Source organism: Prevotella pallens, from assembly GCF_900454935.1.
Classification (GTDB): Bacteria; Bacteroidota; Bacteroidia; order Bacteroidales; family Bacteroidaceae; genus Prevotella; species Prevotella pallens.
Window position 1 is genome coordinate 511,277 of record NZ_UGTP01000001.1, and the last position, 18,331, is coordinate 529,607.

The following is an 18,331-nucleotide window of genomic DNA, read 5'->3' on the forward strand; positions in this document are numbered from 1 at the left end:
TCTTTATAGCCTTTTTATAAAGATTTTAGAGGAGAAAATGCAGACTGCTCAATACCGCTGAATAGTTACTGGGAAAGTTCATCTCTATTACGAATGTTAATGCCAACTACCAATAGACTCTTTTGAGGTCTTAACGGTTGTGTCTCTTCTTTTCTTTATTACATTCTTTAAATACTCAGCTGTTTCTTTTGGAGCGTCTTTTATGTTGAAACTATCTATTACAATCCATTTTCCATCAGTTAATTGATAGGTCTTGTAGACTGCGTTACTATTTGGTTGGAACTCATCTTCAGGAGTTTCCTTTATCATACTTTTTTTTATACTAATAGCGAAGATGTAATATAGCTCTTTTTTTCTATTGATATATCGTTCCATTTCTTTGGTGTATAGATGTATCCGCTCGCTATCCTTTCCTTTCCAGAATCCATTTTTATTATATACATCCCAATATTCACATTCTTTTTCTGTTTTTCCAAGAAAATAAACTGTATAGAAGTCCGTTGCATTTTCACCAGAGAAGTAAGGCAACATCGTCGCCTCACCGTCTGTTAACAATAGGGAAGATGTTCTGTTTTGCTTATTTAAAAAATCTAGTTCCTTTTGACTTTCACAGCAAACGGATGTCAAGCTTATCAAAATCAGAGAAAATATTAAAGTTATATGTTTCATTTTTGCTGTATTTAATTTTTAAATTTTAATTCAAAAACATCAATCCAATTATTTCCAACAAGCTTTTGATGCTATGATGAAGCGCTTTACCATTTAATTTTCTTGGAATAAATACTTATAAAAGAGTTCTAATTCTTGTGTGTCCTGACCTAAAGTTTTCATTCTATTATAAATCTCTTTATATTTAGCTTCAACTCCCTTTGTGTTATTCTGCTTCTTTAATAAATACATAGCAACATAATCAGTATGCTTTATTAAGTATGCATCATTATCAACCAATAGAAACCAACTCTTTGCATAATCCACACTTTGTAATAACTCTGTCTGCCAATTTATTCTATTCTCTATTTTCTCAAAAGTAGAAAACCAAATAGAGAATCTTTCATTAAAATCGTTCAATGTTTGTTCGTCTTCTTTGAAGAGTCGCCAGTCTGTTAATCCATAGACATCTTTGTTAGAAGTTCTTCCTTTGAGAATGTCCTCTATTACTTTATCGGTGAAATTACTTGGGTATTTTATACTAGGATTCTTCAATACCTTTTTTAGAACATTATTTATACCAGTAGAAATACTTTTGTTTTGCAACTTAAGTTTAAGATGCAATGAAAAATGTGTCTTTAGATTTGTTACGCAAATCTCATAGATGTATAAACTGTCTCCATTTCTTTTCACGAACTTGTTTGGCATTTTCAATTTAAACCCATCTTGCTCGAAAGTAGTTCTAATTGTTTCTACTATTTTACTTATGATATCTTTCTTTTCCATATTCTATATACCTTAATTTCTCATAATGTAACATTTCATATTCTACATTGTATAGCAAAGATAACAATTAAAAATGAGAGCATCGCCTTTTGTGAATGTATTTTTTATGTGATGACTAATTAAACCGCACCAGGTTGGATAAACTAGTATATAGGCGCTTGAATATTTGCAGTTGGAACGATGTTTATCAGTGTAGCGGCATTATACTTGTTCTGTTTTGTGTTATAAACTACTCTCCGTACAAGTAAACACTGTAGCATAAGTTTATCCGTTTGAAAAAGGAAATCTTTATTTATAATAGTAACCCGTGAGATTGACGATAGAAAACAGAGTGGAACGGTTAAAAGGTTATACTTAAACTTTCAATATTAGATAGCAGTAGAAAAGTGCGAGTTGTATTTCTGAGATTCTTAGAATGCTTTACTTGTTGGCTTGTTAGTTTTTTATTATTTTATGCAGTTTTCTGATATAAAAGACTACCTTTGTAGGATAGAATAAATCTACTTATAGAAGTTAATCATAAATATAAATAGAAGAAAGTTATGAAAATATTGAAGCAGTTAGAAGCGATAATAGAAAAAGAAGGTTTAAACGAATCGGCTAAACAGTTTTATTTGCGTGAAATATCTGAACTCGATAAAGAGAAACAACAAGAAATTATAAATCTTGTTGATAAGATGGAACAAGCAGGGTTTAAAAATAATTTAGCTAGTGCCTTTAGTGAAGTAACAGAAGATATACCACAATTTGCTCGTATGACAGTCTTCAAAGAGTTACATAAAATATCGAGAGACATAGATGCTAATTGTGATTATGCAGATGACTTAGATGATGATGGCGATTGGTATAAACTATTCGAAAAGTTTAAAAATAATTTCTCGCAAGAAGATGCAGAGAAGTTCTTACGTATTTACACTAAGGGTGTAGTTGCACGCTTTTATGACTTTTTAGAAGAAGGTAATCCGCGAGCAGAAGAAGATGATTTGAATTGGGTTTTGCTTGAAACCAAAGAAGATGGAAGTCATAACGAAAGAGTGATACAGGGCTTTTGGGAAGATGATTTTGAGGAAGATGACTTTGATTGGGAAAGAGAAGACGACTAATTGTAATCGTTTATAATGGGAGGTTCGTAAAAGAAGATGAATATGTCTGCTGAAAATAAATGCAAACATTAATTGTATATGGATTTTTCGATTGTAACAGATACGGCTGGTGCAAGTGTTTCTGAACTTTCCTCAGACTTAAGAGATTTGCTGGTTGATAAGATAAATAAAAAGTACGAAAAGTATAATATCAGTATTGGTATTGCTATTCGTTGTTTGCCAGATTCTTATAGAAGACGATCGTTTGTTCGCTATACGAAGTCTGATAATTATTTAACAATAGATTTCTGCGTTTCTGTTGAAGAATATGAAACAAAGTATGCGGTGGAACAACAGTTTGAATTGGGGAAAACGTTTCTTCTATGGTTGGATAAGGGACTAATGAATGAGGCTTTCAGAAAGAATAATCCAGACTTTGATAGCAATTCTTTAAAAGAATATATTATAACATTAGGGAAAGAACATAGCTGGTTTAGTGATACTATAGACTGGAGTTTAGTTGAATAATGGATATTGATAAACTAATTACAGAAGCATTAGATAAAGTAAATAAGGAGATTGAAAAATCTAGAACAGGTAAAGATACTGATAGAGCATTACCTATAGCTATGTTACTTAATATAAAGTTGGAGCTAACAAAGATGTTGGGGATTTTGGATAAAACCAAATATCACCCTTCGTATCCAAGATTCTTACTTGATTATCCAGATACTAAATTAGCTGATATTTTATTAGATGTGTCATACAAGTATAAGAAGATGACATAGCTATGATTTAATAATAAGGGTAACAAGAATTATAAAGTAATGTTATATGTTAGAAGATATCAAGGTAAATAAAGATAAGTACTACACCGTTGGTTATTGTCCATACCTTAAACAGTATATGTTGGCAATAACAATTACTTGGGTTGCTTGGTATGAAAGATATTATTCAATTTCGGAAGACGAGTATAAATGGTTTGATAGTGATATAGATAAATTAAATCATTTGGTGGACGAATTATACCATTCGGGCGTGTCTAATTCTCGTTTTATGTTTTCAGAAAGGAACATTGAGAACAATTCTTTCCAGACCAAACTAATTAATAAGGTATTATCTCAAAAGGACCTTATAAAGAATCCCTAACGATAAGAAGAGTTTAAATCAGAAATGATACAGATATGTGATATAAACATAGACCATATTGTTTCTGTGCCATTCGTCCATTGTTAACATACAAATCTGTGCAAGTCACTGAATAGAATATTTCAACGAATATGGATAGATTAAAGAAAAAAATGTGAGAGAAAAACGAGTGAGGAATGGAAATGTAATATAATATAGCCTTCTCCTTCACTCTAACATTTATTCTCTATCCTGTATTTAATGCTGCGTTTCTCCGATTTTATCCATATATGTAATACCTAAAGCAGACAAAACGAATACGAGATGGATGCTAATTTGCATAATTGTGTGTTGTGTATCAATATTTCCAGCTACGAATGTTTCCAATAAATGGACTGCAGAAATACTGATAAGCGAAATCATCAATTTGTGTTTTAATGCATTTGGATTTATCTTACCAAGATAACTAAACTGATTACTATCCTTGTCTTTCTCTATGATTTCCAGTCTGCTAACAAACGACCAATATCCTCCAATTACACATACGATGATTAAATTCAGGACCATTGAAACATCCACAATCCCTATAGCGAGCATAAGCATAGTTTCTTCTGTGAATGTCTCAATATTCATAAGGCTATGTATGACATCTTTACAAAAGACGTATGAATACATTCCCATCACTACGCACATACCGATATAAACAGGAACTTGAAGCCATCGGCTTTGATATATGCACCACTCTATAGTCTTTTCAATTTTGTTACTCATAAATATTGTCTTTAAAGTGTTTGTGTTAAGTAATCAACGATCTTTGAATGACGTAGATGAATTTTATCTTTATCCCAAATTAGGTCTTTTTCCGTCATTCCTAAAACTTCCCTTTGCTGCCGCAAGTATGTATAACTTTCTCGCTTTTTCTGGAATCTTTCATTGCTTAATGATATGTTATGACTACCAGACAGTAGCAAGTAGTTTCCCAAACATTCCAAATAACGATTATAGAAGTCCTCATCATAAGAGCAATATCCATTATTCGGTTCTTTGTTTTCTGTTTGTGGAGCGATATGTTCAAGATGAGGTTGCTCAATGTCGTCATATCTCAACACCTTATATCCTGCTTTCCCACATTGAATAAGGTGATTTTCATATTTCCATAAGAGTATTTTGGCTGTGTTGTGGTTCATTCCCATATTTAGAGTACGTAATAATTCATCATTATTCCAATAGCCCCACCAGTCTTTTCTACTCTTCATCCATTGGATGTGATTGACTACTGTTTTAGCACTATTATCCATGTTCTTATAACATTCATTTAAACGCCACAAAAGATTAGCTCGTGTACCTATAATCCGATGACGGAGGAATATTTGTTCTAATGCTCTTGCTAATTCTTCTAGTTCTTTTTGAGGCATTCCTTTTAACAATGCTTTGATAACAAAAGGGAACATAATACTTCGATCTGCTGCAATTAGCAAAGCATGATAAGTGATATTTTTCTTTGTTTCATCTAAAAAGTTGCTTATTTGACTAAAACAAGACGATAGTAGCTGCGTAAATTCTCTAATGAATGATATACAACTATCGGCTTTGCCTAATTCTTTGTTTACAAAGTCTGTTGAGCCTATGTCGTCCAAAGAGTTTCGATAAACTTTTATGGTATAGCTTAATACATTGTCTTCATCTATATTTCCCTCAATCTTGGAGATTGATTTATAGATATGTTCAAAGCGTTCTATAATTTCAGATAATAGATTTTGCTTATCTCCCACGGGCGCATACAGATGTATGTCGTACATAAACTGGGCTTTGATAATCTCCAAATTTGTAGGCTTCTTACCACGATTATTTTGGAAAATAAACATTTGTACAGCTTCACTCTCATCTTTGACTACATGGGTGGTGCAAGATGCTTTTGTCATAGCCTCAAGAAGCTGTAATAATTCTTCTTCTGTCTTATCGGTTAGTTCGTCGCAAAAAAAATCAAAGGCATTTACTATTCTTTCCTTTGAAACAGTATCTATCTCATTTCGATTATGGATCGTCTGGTCTATCACATAATCTCGGAACATCTGATTGTCATAACCCACAGTTGAAAAGCGATATTGACTTCTCTGTTTGATGGTGTTGCAATATAATATATACAAGTCATCATCAAAATCGTCCACCTTCTCTATGTTTCTAATTTGTTTTAATCGCTTATAGAGGGCTGACAGAAAGATAACGGTAGTTGTCAATCGTTGTTGTCCATCTATAATAGCATATTTATTCTCACCTTTCTCCTCAAAGAGAAAATGACCAAAATAGTATGGCGTAGAAGAGTGGCTATTTACATAATCTTGTAAATCTGACAGGAATGTATTGACTTGTTTGAGGTTTTTATTTGAGCTATCTGTATCCCAGGAATAAGCTCGTTGATAGTTAGGCACACTAATTGACTTTCCTGCCAACAGTGTTGATATGTTTGTATATGATTCCATTATGATGTTTTATTTTAGCCTCCAATTCAAATTTTGAATTGGAGGACACAAAATGAATTTAGCGTGCTGCTCTTGAGCTGACTTTTTTACCGAATCGGTCGTAAGTATCAAGCCATGAGCCTTTTCTAACAACAAAAGTATCACCACTAACACTTACAAACATACCTATATTGGAGCTTAAGGACTTATACTTTTTCCCTTGCCCGTCATAAAGGTCATACCAACTACCTTTCAAAACAATAAAGAAATTTGAGCTATGCCCCATTATTTCTCCAATGTTTTCACTAACAGATTTTGTCTTCTTACCACGTTCGTCAAAGATGTCATACCAAGAACCGTGGCGCTCAATCATTGAAATTGCCATTATAGTTTTCTTTCTTTGGGTCGTACAATTCCTATGGACCGTTCAAGTTAATATGCAAGAAGCGTGGAACTGTATGCTCCACGTCTTAATGTACAGGCCCTGAGAAAACCTTTTGTGACAGATGTGGGAATAACAGCCCCACGCTATATGCGTGGAGACCATTACGACCTTTCTTGTCACATTGTTTGGAAGTTTCTCAGGCTTCGTACATACAAGAATAGGGCATAACGCCTCTTTTTACCAAAATGTATGAACACATAGTATGCTCAGTTGCAAAGATATAAATTTTCTGCAATATTCTAAAAGAAAACAAAAAATAATTTTGCACTTGCTGGTTGGCTTTACACTAAATTTTCAAATATCAAAATACGAGTTCTACAAAAAATATTATAATTTTGCACTTGCTGGTGCTTACAGTTCAGTAATAAACAAAGATAGAGATATGAAACTTGGTGTATGGTATCGTTTATATTTGCTAAAGAATGAATAAGAAAAAGTTTTTGGCTACATTATCGCCTTTTTCTGTTGGAATATGGAGAGCTATTGGCTTTTTCATATTAGCTTCTCTAATCTATAATGTATATAGTTATTTTGCAAATACAGGTGCTACTGATAATTTACAATACTTAGAGACTTATATCAATGACTCAAAGAGTGTTCAGATAGAACTGCCACTTAATAGAGAGCAAATAGAAAGAAAGTATGTTGCTAATTATCGGGACAAACATAATAATCTTATATATTATTTTACGGTATCTTTTTATGATGCTAAAATGAAAAAATATATTGCAATATGTATGTTTGAAGGTATTGATTTCTTTAATCAAGAAAAACGTCGTGGAGACTTAGGTGCTGCAAGAATTAAATCGTATTTTAATCCAGGTAATGTATTCTTGGTTCATATAAATAAAACTCAGCTACGTGATTCTAAATACGGGACAAAAGAGAATCCTGTTCCTGCCTTTTGGTATAAATTCATCTCAGGAAGAGTTGAAAGACAAATAAAGAAAGATAATACTCCCTACGATCGCTCCACAAAGTCAATTCCTTACTTTGATGTTCAAGATAATGTTACAGCTGCAGAATATAAACTTTTCGTGGCGGAGTACCTTATTAGAGTCCTTGATAAGAAAGAGTTGGAGAGATTATATGGAAATGCGGTACATAGTGAGAGGTGATACCAGCATTTTATAAATCATCTAACTATTATAACCAGTTGACTTAACTTATTGTCTTTGCTTGGAAAGATATTTATAAATGAGTTCTAATTCTTGAATATCTTTCTTTAAAGCTCTAGATATTTGTTGAAAGAATATAAAATATAGGCGTAATGGACATTTGGTAGGCTGAAAACCTCACGTGTTTTAGTAATGGACATTTGGTAGGCTGATCATTCCAGCCTACTTTTTGTATTTATGAATCCATCTATAAACTTCTTCTTGTTAGCTTCATTCAATCCATTATGATTATGTAGTGCCCTTTTAAGCTGTGAGTTAAATCCTTCCAATAGATTTGTTGTATTAGGAATTTGTAATTCTGTATAATCCTCATACGTATAGAGCCATTTAAGATGAGTCTTAACAGAACGTCTTGCAGTTCTCAGTCTTCTATGTGTATAGGTCGTCTTGCCAGAGATTAGAAGAGTTCGTTCGTCTAGAAACTCTTTCCATTGTTCACACCATTTCTCAAAAGCTGTTATAAACTCTTCTTTTCCCAAAGAGAACATACTTCTCATTAAAGTTAATAGTTCAACGCCTGCAGGTAAATGTGGATTGTTAGTAAGAAGCCTTCTAACTATCTGGAATTGGTGGAACTGACACATTTGTACGGGACAGAAACTTATAGCTTGTAAAAGTCCCATGTGTCCATCACATACCACTGCTTTTATTGTAGTTCCACGCTTCGCAATATACCGAAGTCCATCAAGATAATCCTTATTAGTTTCGTTCTTAACAAACTTGCGATAAAGTATTTTACCTGATGATGCGTCCTGGAAAAGCATCACGCCAAATGTCTTGGAAAAGTAAGTCGTATCTATTATTATTACTGCAGATTTGGGATAAGTAGCAGTAAAACTATCCACCACTAAACTTAACCTACGTCGTATGGTTCGTTCTGAGCATTTATAAAGAATGGATAGGTCTGAGATTGTTCTATTTGCAGCAAGATAGTCATTCCAGAGAGACACATTATTTATACGTAATCCACCTTGGAATTGCCTACCACAATCCCTGCAAAGATACATCTGAACATTACGTCGATGACCATTCTTTTTAACATTTGAGCTGTTGCAGAATATACAGTTTTTTATTCATAGGTTTTCAAATGCTGCAAAGGTAGTAAATAAAAGCGTTCCGTGAGGTTTCAGCCTACCAAATGTCCATTACGCCAAAATATAGGTATATAGGGAGTCCAGCGTATCTCCTGTTGCCTGCAAATAGTTTTATGGAAAGCTTGTTTACGGCGAGTTTTACATTGACTTATACAGAATTGGACTAAAACTAACTGCTTTGTGTTTGTTATTTATGTTTAGACTTTGAGAAGTGCTTCTTATGGTTGATCCACACAATAAGTACGATAACACCCCAGCAGCCTACGAAAGCAAGCCACAAACACCAGTTAATAGAGAATACAGCTTCTTGAGTAAGTGCCGCTAATTCCGAAAAGCTTCTGCCCTGTTGAAGGAAGTTTATGAACATCAGAGCGAATAGTGCAAGAAACGCATTTAAGGAAACTGATACTATCATCTTTAATTTCCATTTAAAGGGAGCTTTCTTGCCTCCTTCATTGAAGTAACCTTTCCCTATAAGGAATATTGAATATAAGGCAGGAATAAGAATTAAGATAATTCCGCCAGGAACGCGCCAAATATACCAGTTTAGTATAACTGTTTTTAGGGGTAAATAATGATTAGTAGCCACATAAAGCATAATCAATATCCCATAGGCTAACATCATTCCAAGAGAATATTTTAAGACTCCACTATTTATTTTGTTTAAACAAAGTTTTTTGAAAGCCCATAATATGCCTACCCAAACGAGCAATAACAGTCCACCAAGCAGAAAAGCAATAGTATGATTCATACTTACAATTTTAATTAAAAAGCTACATTCTCACTAAAGAAGCCCTATATAAAGGATTCTATCTGTAAAGTTACGAAGAACATTCTACCCCTACAATATTTTCAGCCACTTTTTTAAACTGAACTTGAATATATATGTTTAAAGTATTTCTATGTGCTTGTATCCAAGATTTTTATTTTAGAGAAAATAGGCAAAAAATATTGTTAGATAGAGAATTGAGAAGTTAATGTATTGTAGTTATAGTTATATATTGTTAAATTATAAATATCACACTTTATTACTTCTATAATAATGAGTTGTTTTTTCAATAAAGTTTGTACCTTTGCACCTCGAAATGCCTTTATGCCTCATAATACATTATTATATAGGAGGAGAGGGTTTAAGATATTGACAATAAATAAAATAAATATAAAATAAAAAAGTACAATTATGCCTACTATTTCCCAATTAGTAAAAAAAGGTAGAAAGGTGATTGTAGACAAAAGTAAATCTCCTGCTTTGGACAACTGTCCTCAGCGCCGTGGAGTTTGCGTACGTGTCTACACAACAACACCTAAGAAACCTAATTCGGCAATGCGTAAAGTTGCCCGTGTTCGTTTAACAAATCAAAAGGAAGTGAACTCATATATTCCTGGCGAAGGACATAATTTGCAAGAACACAGTATTGTTCTTGTTCGTGGTGGTCGTGTGAAAGATTTACCAGGTGTACGTTATCACATTGTTCGTGGTACTCTTGATACCGCAGGTGTAGCAAGTCGTACACAACGCCGTTCTAAATATGGCGCTAAACGTCCAAAAGCAGCTAAAAAGTAAAATCTTTTAGGTTTCTTCTTCTCTGACTTGTAAGAGGAGAGAGGCTTCACAATGCGTAACGGTTTTCAATTTAACAATCGGTGATGGTTGATAAATAGAAGATCAAAAAGAAAAAATAAAGTTTTGCTGGAGATTTGTTAATAACAGGTTGAGTAAATGTTCAAGAGTGAATATTGAAGAACGAAAAGACGACAGCCTCCGCAGAATTGCTAAATTTTAAATAAAAATGAGAAAAGCAAAACCAAAGAAACGAGTGATCTTACCAGATCCTAAGTTTAATGATCAGAAGGTTTCAAAGTTTGTAAATCATCTTATGTATGATGGAAAGAAGAATATTTCATACGAGATTTTTTACGCAGCTCTTGACATTGTAGCCGATAAAAATACAGATAAAGAAAAGTCGGCATTAGAAGTTTGGAAACAAGCTCTTGATAATATAACTCCACAAGTGGAAGTTAAAAGCCGCCGTATAGGTGGTGCTACATTCCAAGTTCCTACTGAAATTCGCCCCGATCGTAAGGAAAGCGTGTCAATGAAAAATATGATAGCTTTTGCACGTAAACGTGGTGGTAAGAGTATGGCAGATAAGCTTGCTGCTGAAATTATGGATGCATTCAATAATCAAGGTGGAGCTTATAAACGAAAAGAAGATATGCATCGTATGGCGGAAGCTAACCGTGCATTTGCTCACTTCAGATTCTAAATGAAAAATAAAAGGTATTAAATAAAAATGGCAAGTCACGATTTACATTTGACACGCAATATCGGTATTATGGCTCATATTGATGCCGGTAAAACAACAACATCAGAACGCATATTGTTCTATACAGGTAAAACCCATAAAATTGGTGAAGTGCATGATGGTGCAGCAACGATGGATTGGATGGCACAAGAACAAGAACGTGGTATTACCATTACTTCAGCTGCTACAACTTGTAACTGGAACTATGAAGGGAAATCATATAAAATAAACTTGATAGATACCCCGGGACACGTAGACTTTACTGCAGAAGTTGAACGCTCTCTTCGTGTTCTTGATGGTGCTGTTGCTACTTATTCTGCAGCTGATGGTGTTCAACCACAGTCTGAAACAGTATGGCGTCAGGCTGATAAATATAACGTACCACGTGTAGGTTATGTTAATAAGATGGACCGCTCTGGTGCTGACTTCTTTGAAACAGTGCGTCAAATGAAAGATATTTTAGGAGCAAACCCTATTGCTATCCAGATACCAATCGGTGCTGAAGAAAACTTTAAAGGAGTAGTAGACCTTATTAAAATGAAGGCTATTCTTTGGCACGATGAAACTATGGGCGCTAAATATGATATAGAGGACATTCCTGCAGATTTACTTGATGAAGCTACAGAATGGCGCGATAAACTTATTGAAGGTGCTGCAAACTATGATGATGAAGTAATGGAACTTTATCTTGAAGGTCAAGAAGTTTCAGAGGAGAAGTTGATAGCAGCTATTCGTAAAGGCTGCATATCTATGGATTGCTGCCCAATGCTTTGTGGCTCTTCATATAAGAATAAAGGTGTTCAAACTTTATTAGACTATGTTTGTGCATTCTTACCTTCACCACTTGATACTGTTGCTACAATTGGTGTTAACCCAGAGACAGAAGAAGAAGAAGAACGTAAGGCTAGTATAAGCGAGCCGACAGCAGCTCTCGCATTTAAGATCGCTACAGATCCATTTATGGGACGTTTGGTTTTCTTCCGTGTCTATTCTGGTAAGGTTGTTGCAGGTTCATACGTTTATAACCCACGTTCTGGTAAGAAAGAGCGTATTAGCCGCTTATTCCAAATGAACTCTAATAAGGAGATTCCAATGGAATCAATTGACGCTGGTGATATCGGCGCAGGTGTAGGTTTTAAGGATATCCGTACTGGTGATACTCTTTGCGATGAAGCCCACCCAATAGTTTTGGAATCGATGACATTCCCTGATACCGTAATTTCTATCGCTGTTGAACCTAAGAGTCAGGCAGATATAGCCAAGCTTGATACAGGTTTGCAGAAGTTGGCAGAAGAAGACCCAACATTTACAGTGCGTACAGATGAACAGAGTGGTCAGACAATTATCTCTGGTATGGGCGAACTTCACCTTGATATTATTATCGACCGTTTGAAGCGTGAATTTAAGGTAGAATGTAATCAAGGAAAACCACAAGTTAATTATAAAGAGGCTATCACAAAGGCTGCGCAAAGTCGTGAAACATATAAAAAACAATCTGGTGGTCGTGGTAAATTTGCTTGTATTGATGTTACAATTGAACCTAAAGACGAAGATTACAAGGAAGGCGACTTACAGTTTATCAATGTTGTAAAGGGTGGTAACGTTCCTAAGGAGTTTATTCCTTCTGTAGAAAAGGGCTTTAAGGATTGTTTGAATAGTGGTGTACTTGGCGGATTTCCACTAACTGGATTGAAAGTTACTTTGACTGATGGCTCTTTCCACCCCGTAGACTCAGACCAATTGTCATTCGAACTTGTTGCACATCAAGCTTTCAAAAAACTTTGCCCACAAGCGGGACCTGTTTTGATGGAGCCTATAATGAAGGTTGAGGTTGTAACTCCCGAAGAAAATATGGGTGATGTTATTGGAGACTTGAATAAACGCCGTGGGCTTGTTCAGGGTATGGAAGAGGCTCGTAGTGGTGCACGTGTTGTAAAGGCTATGGTGCCATTATCAGAAATGTTTGGTTATGTAACTGCTTTACGTACTATAACATCTGGTCGTGCAACTTCATCTATGGAATATGATCACCATTCACCAGTTTCTAATAATCTCGCAAAAGAGATACTGGAAGAACTGAATGGGAATGCTGACCTTCTTAAATAATAAAGAAACTTTGAGGTCCTCTCATAGCGAATGACTCTTATGAGAGTACCTTTTAAAAAATTAATAAATTATAAATTCAAATCTATATGAGTCAAAAAATTCGTATAAAACTGAAGTCTTACGATCATCAATTGGTCGATAAGTCTGCTGAAAAGATTGTGAAAGCAGTGAAAGCGACAGGTGCAATTGTTAGTGGACCTATTCCATTGCCAACACACAAACGTATTTATACTGTGAACCGTTCAACGTTTGTTAATAAAAAATCGCGTGAACAGTTTCAACTTTCAGATTTTAAGCGTCTAATTGATATCTATAGTTCAACACCTAAAACTGTAGATGCTTTGATGAAATTAGAACTACCTTCTGGTGTAGAAGTTGAAATTAAAGTGTAATTACGTAATACGAAAAGAGAGATTAATTATTTAAAATTTAATTGAAATGCCAGGATTATTAGGAAAAAAAATCGGAATGACTTCCGTTTTCAGTGCCGACGGTAAAAATGTTCCGTGCACTGTTATCGAAGCTGGCCCTTGTGTTGTTACTCAGGTAAAGACAATTGAGAAAGATGGCTATAAAGCTGTTCAGTTAGGTTTTGGAGAAGCTAAAGAAAAGCATACTTCTAAACCACAACAAGGACACTTTAAAAAGGCAGGGACAACACCAAAGAAGCACTTGGCCGAGTTCAAATTTGATGAGGAATATAACCTCGGTGATACCATTACTGTAGAATTATTCAGCGATGCTAAGTTCGTAGATGTTGTTGGTACATCTAAAGGAAAAGGTTTTCAGGGTGTTGTAAAACGTCATGGTTTTGGTGGTGTAGGACAGTCTACACATGGTCAAGATGACCGTGCACGTAAACCAGGTTCTATTGGTGCTTGTTCATATCCAGCTAAGGTTTTCAAAGGTATGAGAATGGGTGGCCAAATGGGTGGCGATAGAATTACAACTCAGAATCTCCAAGTATTAAAAGTTATTCCAGAACACAATATTCTTCTTGTAAAAGGAAGTGTCGCTGGATGCAATGGTTCAACCCTTATAATTAATAAGTAATGGATATTAACGTATTAGATATTAAAGGTCAGGAGACCGGCCGTAAGGTTACTCTTAACGAGAATATCTTCGGAATTGAGCCAAACGATCATGTGCTTTATCTCGATGTAAAACAGTATCTAGCTGATCAACGTCAAGGCACAGCAAAATCAAAAGAAAGAAGCGAGCATACTGGCTCAACACGAAAATTAGGTCGTCAGAAAGGTGGTGGCGGTGCACGTCGTGGTGATATAAATTCACCAGTCTTAGTTGGCGGTGGTCGTGTGTTTGGTCCTACCCCACGTGATTATAGTTTCAAACTTAATAAAAAGGTTAAGGTGCTTGCGCGAAAATCTGCATTGTCTTATAAAGCTCAAGATTCTGCAATCTTGATTGTTGAAGACTTTGATTTTGATGCCCCAAAGACAAAAGAAGTAATAAATATTGCTAAAAATCTCAAAATAACTGATAAGAAAATTCTTTTCGTTTTGCCAAAAGCACAAAATAATGTATATTTGTCAACTCGTAATTTGCAGAAGACTCAAGTTACTACTGCTATGCAGGTAAATGCTTATAGTATCTTACATGCAGATGTTTTAGTTGTTACTGAAAGTTCTTTAAAGACGATTGATGAAATCTTAACCAAGTAAAAAGTAGGAGACAGATAAGATATGGGATTTATCATTAAGCCAGTGGTCACTGAAAAGATGAACGCTGTAACAGAAAAGTCTTCTGTTGATAAGACAATTAAGGTTGCAAACGAAAAATCGGCCAAGAAGCATAATGCTGTTGCCGAGACTCGTAACTACGTTGTAAAGAATAAACGTCATCCTGAGGGCTTGAAGAAAGAAAAAACTGTTTACTCTTATGTAAAGCAAGCACAGCCGAAGTATGGGTTTATTGTGAAGCCTGAAGCAAATAAATTTGAGATCAAAAAGGAGATCGAAGATTTATATAATGTTACAGTTTTAGAGGTGAATACTATCCGCTATGCAGGAAAACGTCAATCTCGTTATACGAAAGCAGGACTTGTCCGCGGACAGAAGAACGCTTTTAAGAAGGCGATTGTAACAATAAAGGCAGGCGAAGAAATTGATTTTTATAGCAATATTTAAATAAGAAATGGCAGTACGTAAATTTAAACCGGTTACCCCGGGACAAAGACACAAGATTATTGGTACGTTCGAGGATATTACTGCATCCGTACCAGAAAAATCTCTTGTTTACGGTAAACGTTCTACTGGTGGACGAAATAACACTGGTAAGATGACTGTTCGTTATATGGGCGGTGGTCATAAACGAAAACTTCGTTTTATCGATTTTAAACGAGAGAAAGATGGTGTTCCAGCTATAGTGAAGACAATTGAATATGATCCTAACAGATCTGCTCGAATTGCATTATTATACTATGCTGACGGTGAAAAACGTTACATTATTGCTCCTAACGGACTGCAAGTAGGTGCTAAACTAATGTCTGGTGCGGAAGCTGCACCAGAAGTTGGTAATGCTCTACCATTGTCAAGCATCCCTGTTGGTACCGTAATTCATAATATTGAACTACGACCAGGTCAAGGTGCTTTACTTGTTCGTTCGGCTGGTAATTTTGCTCAACTTACTTCTCGTGAAGGTAATTACTGTGTTATCAAACTTCCTTCTGGTGAGACACGCCAGATTTTGTCAGCTTGTAAAGCAACAGTTGGTAGTGTAGGTAATTCTGATCATGCTCTTGAACAATCAGGTAAAGCAGGACGCTCACGTTGGTTGGGACGTCGCCCTCACAACCGTGGTGTTGTTATGAACCCTGTTGATCACCCAATGGGTGGTGGTGAAGGCCGTCAGTCTGGTGGACATCCACGTTCACGTAAGGGTCTGTATGCTAAGGGTCTTAAGACTCGTGCACCAAAGAAGCTTTCAAACAAGTATATAATTGAAAGAGCTAACAAGAAGTAAACAACGTAATTAAGAGTAAATTATGAGTCGTTCATTAAAAAAAGGTCCATATATAAACGTATCACTTGAGAAGAAAATTCTTGCAATGAATGAAAGTGGTAAAAAGAATGTTGTAAAAACTTGGGCCAGAGCATCAATGATTTCCCCTGAATTTGTGGGACACACTGTTGCAGTTCATAACGGAAATAAATTTATCCCTGTTTACATTACTGAGAATATGGTTGGACATAAGCTCGGAGAGTTTAGCCCCACAAGACGCTTTGGAGGTCATTCTGGTAATAGGAAATAACAGGTTATAACCCTTAGAAAAGAAATATATAATGGGAGCAAGAAAACATATAAAGGCAGAAGAACGTAAGCAAGCTCTTCGAAGCCAATATTTTGCAAAGCTCAAGGATTGTCCTTCTTCTCCACGGAAAATGCGTTATGTCGTTGATATGGTTCGTGGTATGGAGGTGAATCGTGCCTTGGGTGTATTAAGATTCTCTAAAAAAGCTGCTGCGCAGAATGTAGAGAAACTTTTGCGCTCAGCTATTGCAAATTGGGAAATAAAAAACGATCGCAAAGTTGAAGGCGATGAACTCTATATCTCGAAGATCTTCGTTGATGAAGGTGTTACAATGAAACGTATGCGCCCAGCACCTCAAGGACGCGGTTACAGAATCCGTAAACGTTCAAACCATGTTACGCTTTTCGTTGATTCAAAGGTCAATGCTAATAATATAAATAAATAGTAGAATGGGACAGAAAGTTAATCCAATAAGCAACCGTTTAGGCATTATTCGCGGTTGGGACTCAAATTGGTTTGGGGGTAAAAATTTTGGAGACAATCTCTTAGAAGATAAAAAAATCAGAACCTATTTGAATAAACGTCTCGAAAAAGCAAGTGTTTCTCGTATCGTAATCGAACGAACATTGAAGCTTGTTACTATCACTATTTGTACAGCTCGCCCTGGATTGGTGATTGGAAAGGGTGGTCAGGACGTTGACAAACTTAAAGAGGAATTAAAAAATCTTTTTAAGAAAGAAATTCAAATAAATATCTTTGAAGTTAGAAAGCCTGAGCTAGATGCAAATATTGTCGGTATGAATATAGCACGCCAAGTGGAAGGAAAGGTTGCGTATCGCCGAGCAATAAAGATGGCTATTGCGAATACTATGCGCGCTGGTGCTGAGGGTATTAAAATCCAAATTACAGGTCGTCTGAATGGTGCTGAAATGGCACGTAAAGAGATGTTTAAAGAGGGACGAACTCCTCTTCATACATTCCGTGCAGATATCGATTATTGTCAAACAGAGGCACTTACAAAGGTAGGACTGTTAGGAATTAAGGTATGGATTTGCCGTGGAGAAATTTATGACAAGGTAGATTTGACCCCTAATTTTAATCAGGAAAAGAGTAACGGACGTCCTAATAATAATGTACGTTCTGGACGTGGTAATCGCAGAAGAAACAATAACCGTTAAAAGAGAGAGCTATCATGTTACAACCAAAAAGAGTAAAATATAGAAGACCTCAAGATGGACGTGGAAATAAAGGAAACGCACATAGAGGTACACAGTTAGCTTTTGGTTCCTTTGGTATCAAGACGCTTGAGCCAAAGTGGATTGACAGCCGACAGATAGAGGCAGCTCGTATAGCAGTGAATCGTTATATGAATCGTCAAGGTCAAGTCTGGATTAGAATATTTCCTGATAAACCTATTACCCGGAAACCTGCTGATGTGCGTATGGGTAAAGGTAAGGGAGATCCTGCAGGTTGGGTTGCACCAGTTACTCCAGGACGCATCCTCTTTGAAGTAGAAGGTGTTAGTTTTGATATTGCTAAAGAGGCACTTCGCCTTGCGGCACAGAAACTACCAGTAAAGACAAAGTTTGTTGTTAGACGTGATTACGATAAAAACGCTTAAAAAAGATGAAGATAGCAGAAGTAAAACAGCTTGATACCAACGAATTGGTAGAAAAAATAGAAAACGCTGAAACAGCTCTTGATAAAATGAAGCTGAATCATCAGGTTACTCCTCTTGAAAGTCCATCTCAAATTAAGATTGCTCGTCGTGATATTGCACGTATGAAGACTGAACTTCGTCAAAGAGAACTTAATAATAAATAGTAGT

The 18,331-nt window shown here is 35.6% G+C and carries 25 protein-coding genes; 18 read left to right on the plus strand and 7 right to left on the minus strand.

The annotated features are described in order from the left end of the window. Positions 1–96 precede the first annotated feature (96 nt). Together DX009_RS02120 and DX009_RS02125 are read right to left on the minus strand one after the other, a co-directional pair. Complete coding sequence (locus DX009_RS02120; RefSeq protein WP_245944561.1) at positions 97–555, minus strand: hypothetical protein; 459 nt, start codon at positions 553–555, stop codon at positions 97–99. A gap of 207 nt (positions 556–762) precedes the next feature. After that, positions 763–1,434, minus strand: a complete 672-nt coding sequence (locus tag DX009_RS02125) for a hypothetical protein (RefSeq protein ID WP_115082864.1) — start codon at positions 1,432–1,434, stop codon at positions 763–765. Positions 1,435–1,976: 542 nt separating this feature from the next. On the opposite strand from DX009_RS02125, the gene DX009_RS02130 reads away from it, so the two are divergent. From DX009_RS02130 to DX009_RS02145, 4 genes are all read left to right on the plus strand, one after another. Beyond that, positions 1,977–2,537, plus strand: coding sequence for a peroxidase (locus DX009_RS02130; RefSeq protein ID WP_115082865.1), 561 nt, complete (start codon positions 1,977–1,979; stop codon positions 2,535–2,537). A gap of 78 nt (positions 2,538–2,615) precedes the next feature. Further along, complete coding sequence (locus tag DX009_RS02135; protein ID WP_115082866.1) at positions 2,616–3,044, plus strand: hypothetical protein; 429 nt, start codon at positions 2,616–2,618, stop codon at positions 3,042–3,044. Further along, a complete protein-coding gene (locus tag DX009_RS02140) occupies positions 3,044–3,304 on the plus strand; it encodes a hypothetical protein (RefSeq protein ID WP_115082867.1) in 261 nt (86 codons plus the stop codon). Before DX009_RS02135 ends, DX009_RS02140 begins: the two co-directional genes overlap by 1 nt. A gap of 46 nt (positions 3,305–3,350) precedes the next feature. Beyond that, positions 3,351–3,665, plus strand: coding sequence for a hypothetical protein (locus DX009_RS02145; protein ID WP_006045615.1), 315 nt, complete (start codon positions 3,351–3,353; stop codon positions 3,663–3,665). 237 nt (positions 3,666–3,902) lie between these two features. Here DX009_RS02145 and DX009_RS02150 read toward each other — a convergent pair whose 3' ends face one another. The 3 genes from DX009_RS02150 to DX009_RS02160 are packed head-to-tail and all read right to left on the minus strand — an operon-like array spanning position 3,903 to position 6,476. Beyond that, on the minus strand, positions 3,903–4,415 hold the full coding sequence (locus tag DX009_RS02150) for a TIGR00645 family protein (protein ID WP_115082868.1): 513 nt from the start codon (positions 4,413–4,415) through the stop codon (positions 3,903–3,905). 11 nt (positions 4,416–4,426) lie between these two features. Further along, positions 4,427–6,124 (minus strand): DUF262 domain-containing protein, encoded by a 1,698-nt coding sequence (locus DX009_RS02155; protein WP_115082869.1) that lies wholly within the window; start codon positions 6,122–6,124, stop codon positions 4,427–4,429. A gap of 58 nt (positions 6,125–6,182) precedes the next feature. After that, positions 6,183–6,476 (minus strand): hypothetical protein, encoded by a 294-nt coding sequence (locus tag DX009_RS02160; RefSeq protein WP_245944562.1) that lies wholly within the window; start codon positions 6,474–6,476, stop codon positions 6,183–6,185. 494 nt (positions 6,477–6,970) lie between these two features. On the opposite strand from DX009_RS02160, the gene DX009_RS02170 reads away from it, so the two are divergent. Then, positions 6,971–7,666, plus strand: a complete 696-nt coding sequence (locus DX009_RS02170; protein ID WP_115082871.1) for an enterotoxin — start codon at positions 6,971–6,973, stop codon at positions 7,664–7,666. A 212-nt stretch (positions 7,667–7,878) separates the two neighbouring features. On the opposite strand, the gene DX009_RS02175 is transcribed toward DX009_RS02170, so the two are convergent. Both DX009_RS02175 and DX009_RS02180 read right to left on the minus strand, forming a co-directional pair. Continuing rightward, positions 7,879–8,787 carry an IS256 family transposase, variant Zn-binding type gene (locus DX009_RS02175; RefSeq protein WP_438823209.1) on the minus strand — a complete coding sequence of 303 codons (909 nt, stop codon included), beginning with the start codon at positions 8,785–8,787 and terminating at the stop codon, positions 7,879–7,881. Positions 8,788–9,007: 220 nt separating this feature from the next. Further along, positions 9,008–9,571: a hypothetical protein gene (locus tag DX009_RS02180; protein WP_115082873.1), complete on the minus strand. Its 564-nt coding sequence runs from the start codon at positions 9,569–9,571 to the stop codon at positions 9,008–9,010. A 429-nt stretch (positions 9,572–10,000) separates the two neighbouring features. On the opposite strand from DX009_RS02180, the gene rpsL reads away from it, so the two are divergent. From rpsL to rpmC, 13 genes are all read left to right on the plus strand, one after another. Further along, positions 10,001–10,384, plus strand: coding sequence for a 30S ribosomal protein S12 (gene rpsL / locus DX009_RS02185; protein WP_006045612.1), 384 nt, complete (start codon positions 10,001–10,003; stop codon positions 10,382–10,384). Positions 10,385–10,610: 226 nt separating this feature from the next. Continuing rightward, on the plus strand, positions 10,611–11,087 hold the full coding sequence (gene rpsG, locus DX009_RS02190; protein ID WP_006045611.1) for a 30S ribosomal protein S7: 477 nt from the start codon (positions 10,611–10,613) through the stop codon (positions 11,085–11,087). 27 nt (positions 11,088–11,114) lie between these two features. Next, positions 11,115–13,232, plus strand: a complete 2,118-nt coding sequence (gene fusA, locus DX009_RS02195) for an elongation factor G (protein ID WP_115082874.1) — start codon at positions 11,115–11,117, stop codon at positions 13,230–13,232. An 86-nt stretch (positions 13,233–13,318) separates the two neighbouring features. Continuing rightward, positions 13,319–13,624, plus strand: a complete 306-nt coding sequence (gene rpsJ, locus DX009_RS02200; protein ID WP_004357736.1) for a 30S ribosomal protein S10 — start codon at positions 13,319–13,321, stop codon at positions 13,622–13,624. 46 nt (positions 13,625–13,670) lie between these two features. Further along, on the plus strand, positions 13,671–14,285 hold the full coding sequence (gene rplC / locus DX009_RS02205; protein WP_006045609.1) for a 50S ribosomal protein L3: 615 nt from the start codon (positions 13,671–13,673) through the stop codon (positions 14,283–14,285). Next, positions 14,285–14,914 carry a 50S ribosomal protein L4 gene (gene rplD, locus DX009_RS02210; protein WP_115082875.1) on the plus strand — a complete coding sequence of 210 codons (630 nt, stop codon included), beginning with the start codon at positions 14,285–14,287 and terminating at the stop codon, positions 14,912–14,914. Before rplC ends, rplD begins: the two co-directional genes overlap by 1 nt. A 21-nt stretch (positions 14,915–14,935) precedes the next feature. Further along, positions 14,936–15,379 carry a 50S ribosomal protein L23 gene (rplW, locus tag DX009_RS02215; protein ID WP_006045607.1) on the plus strand — a complete coding sequence of 148 codons (444 nt, stop codon included), beginning with the start codon at positions 14,936–14,938 and terminating at the stop codon, positions 15,377–15,379. Between the two features lie 7 nt (positions 15,380–15,386). Further along, complete coding sequence (rplB, locus tag DX009_RS02220) at positions 15,387–16,214, plus strand: 50S ribosomal protein L2 (protein WP_006045606.1); 828 nt, start codon at positions 15,387–15,389, stop codon at positions 16,212–16,214. Positions 16,215–16,236: 22 nt separating this feature from the next. After that, complete coding sequence (rpsS, locus tag DX009_RS02225; RefSeq protein ID WP_004362533.1) at positions 16,237–16,503, plus strand: 30S ribosomal protein S19; 267 nt, start codon at positions 16,237–16,239, stop codon at positions 16,501–16,503. Positions 16,504–16,534: 31 nt separating this feature from the next. Next, the gene (gene rplV / locus DX009_RS02230; protein WP_006045605.1) at positions 16,535–16,948 is read left to right on the plus strand and encodes a 50S ribosomal protein L22; all 414 of its coding nucleotides are present in this window, start codon (positions 16,535–16,537) and stop codon (positions 16,946–16,948) included. Between the two features lie 4 nt (positions 16,949–16,952). Continuing rightward, positions 16,953–17,681, plus strand: coding sequence for a 30S ribosomal protein S3 (rpsC, locus tag DX009_RS02235; protein ID WP_006045604.1), 729 nt, complete (start codon positions 16,953–16,955; stop codon positions 17,679–17,681). A 14-nt stretch (positions 17,682–17,695) separates the two neighbouring features. Next, complete coding sequence (gene rplP / locus DX009_RS02240) at positions 17,696–18,124, plus strand: 50S ribosomal protein L16 (RefSeq protein WP_004357794.1); 429 nt, start codon at positions 17,696–17,698, stop codon at positions 18,122–18,124. Between the two features lie 5 nt (positions 18,125–18,129). Beyond that, complete coding sequence (gene rpmC / locus DX009_RS02245; RefSeq protein WP_006045603.1) at positions 18,130–18,327, plus strand: 50S ribosomal protein L29; 198 nt, start codon at positions 18,130–18,132, stop codon at positions 18,325–18,327. Positions 18,328–18,331 lie beyond the last annotated feature (4 nt).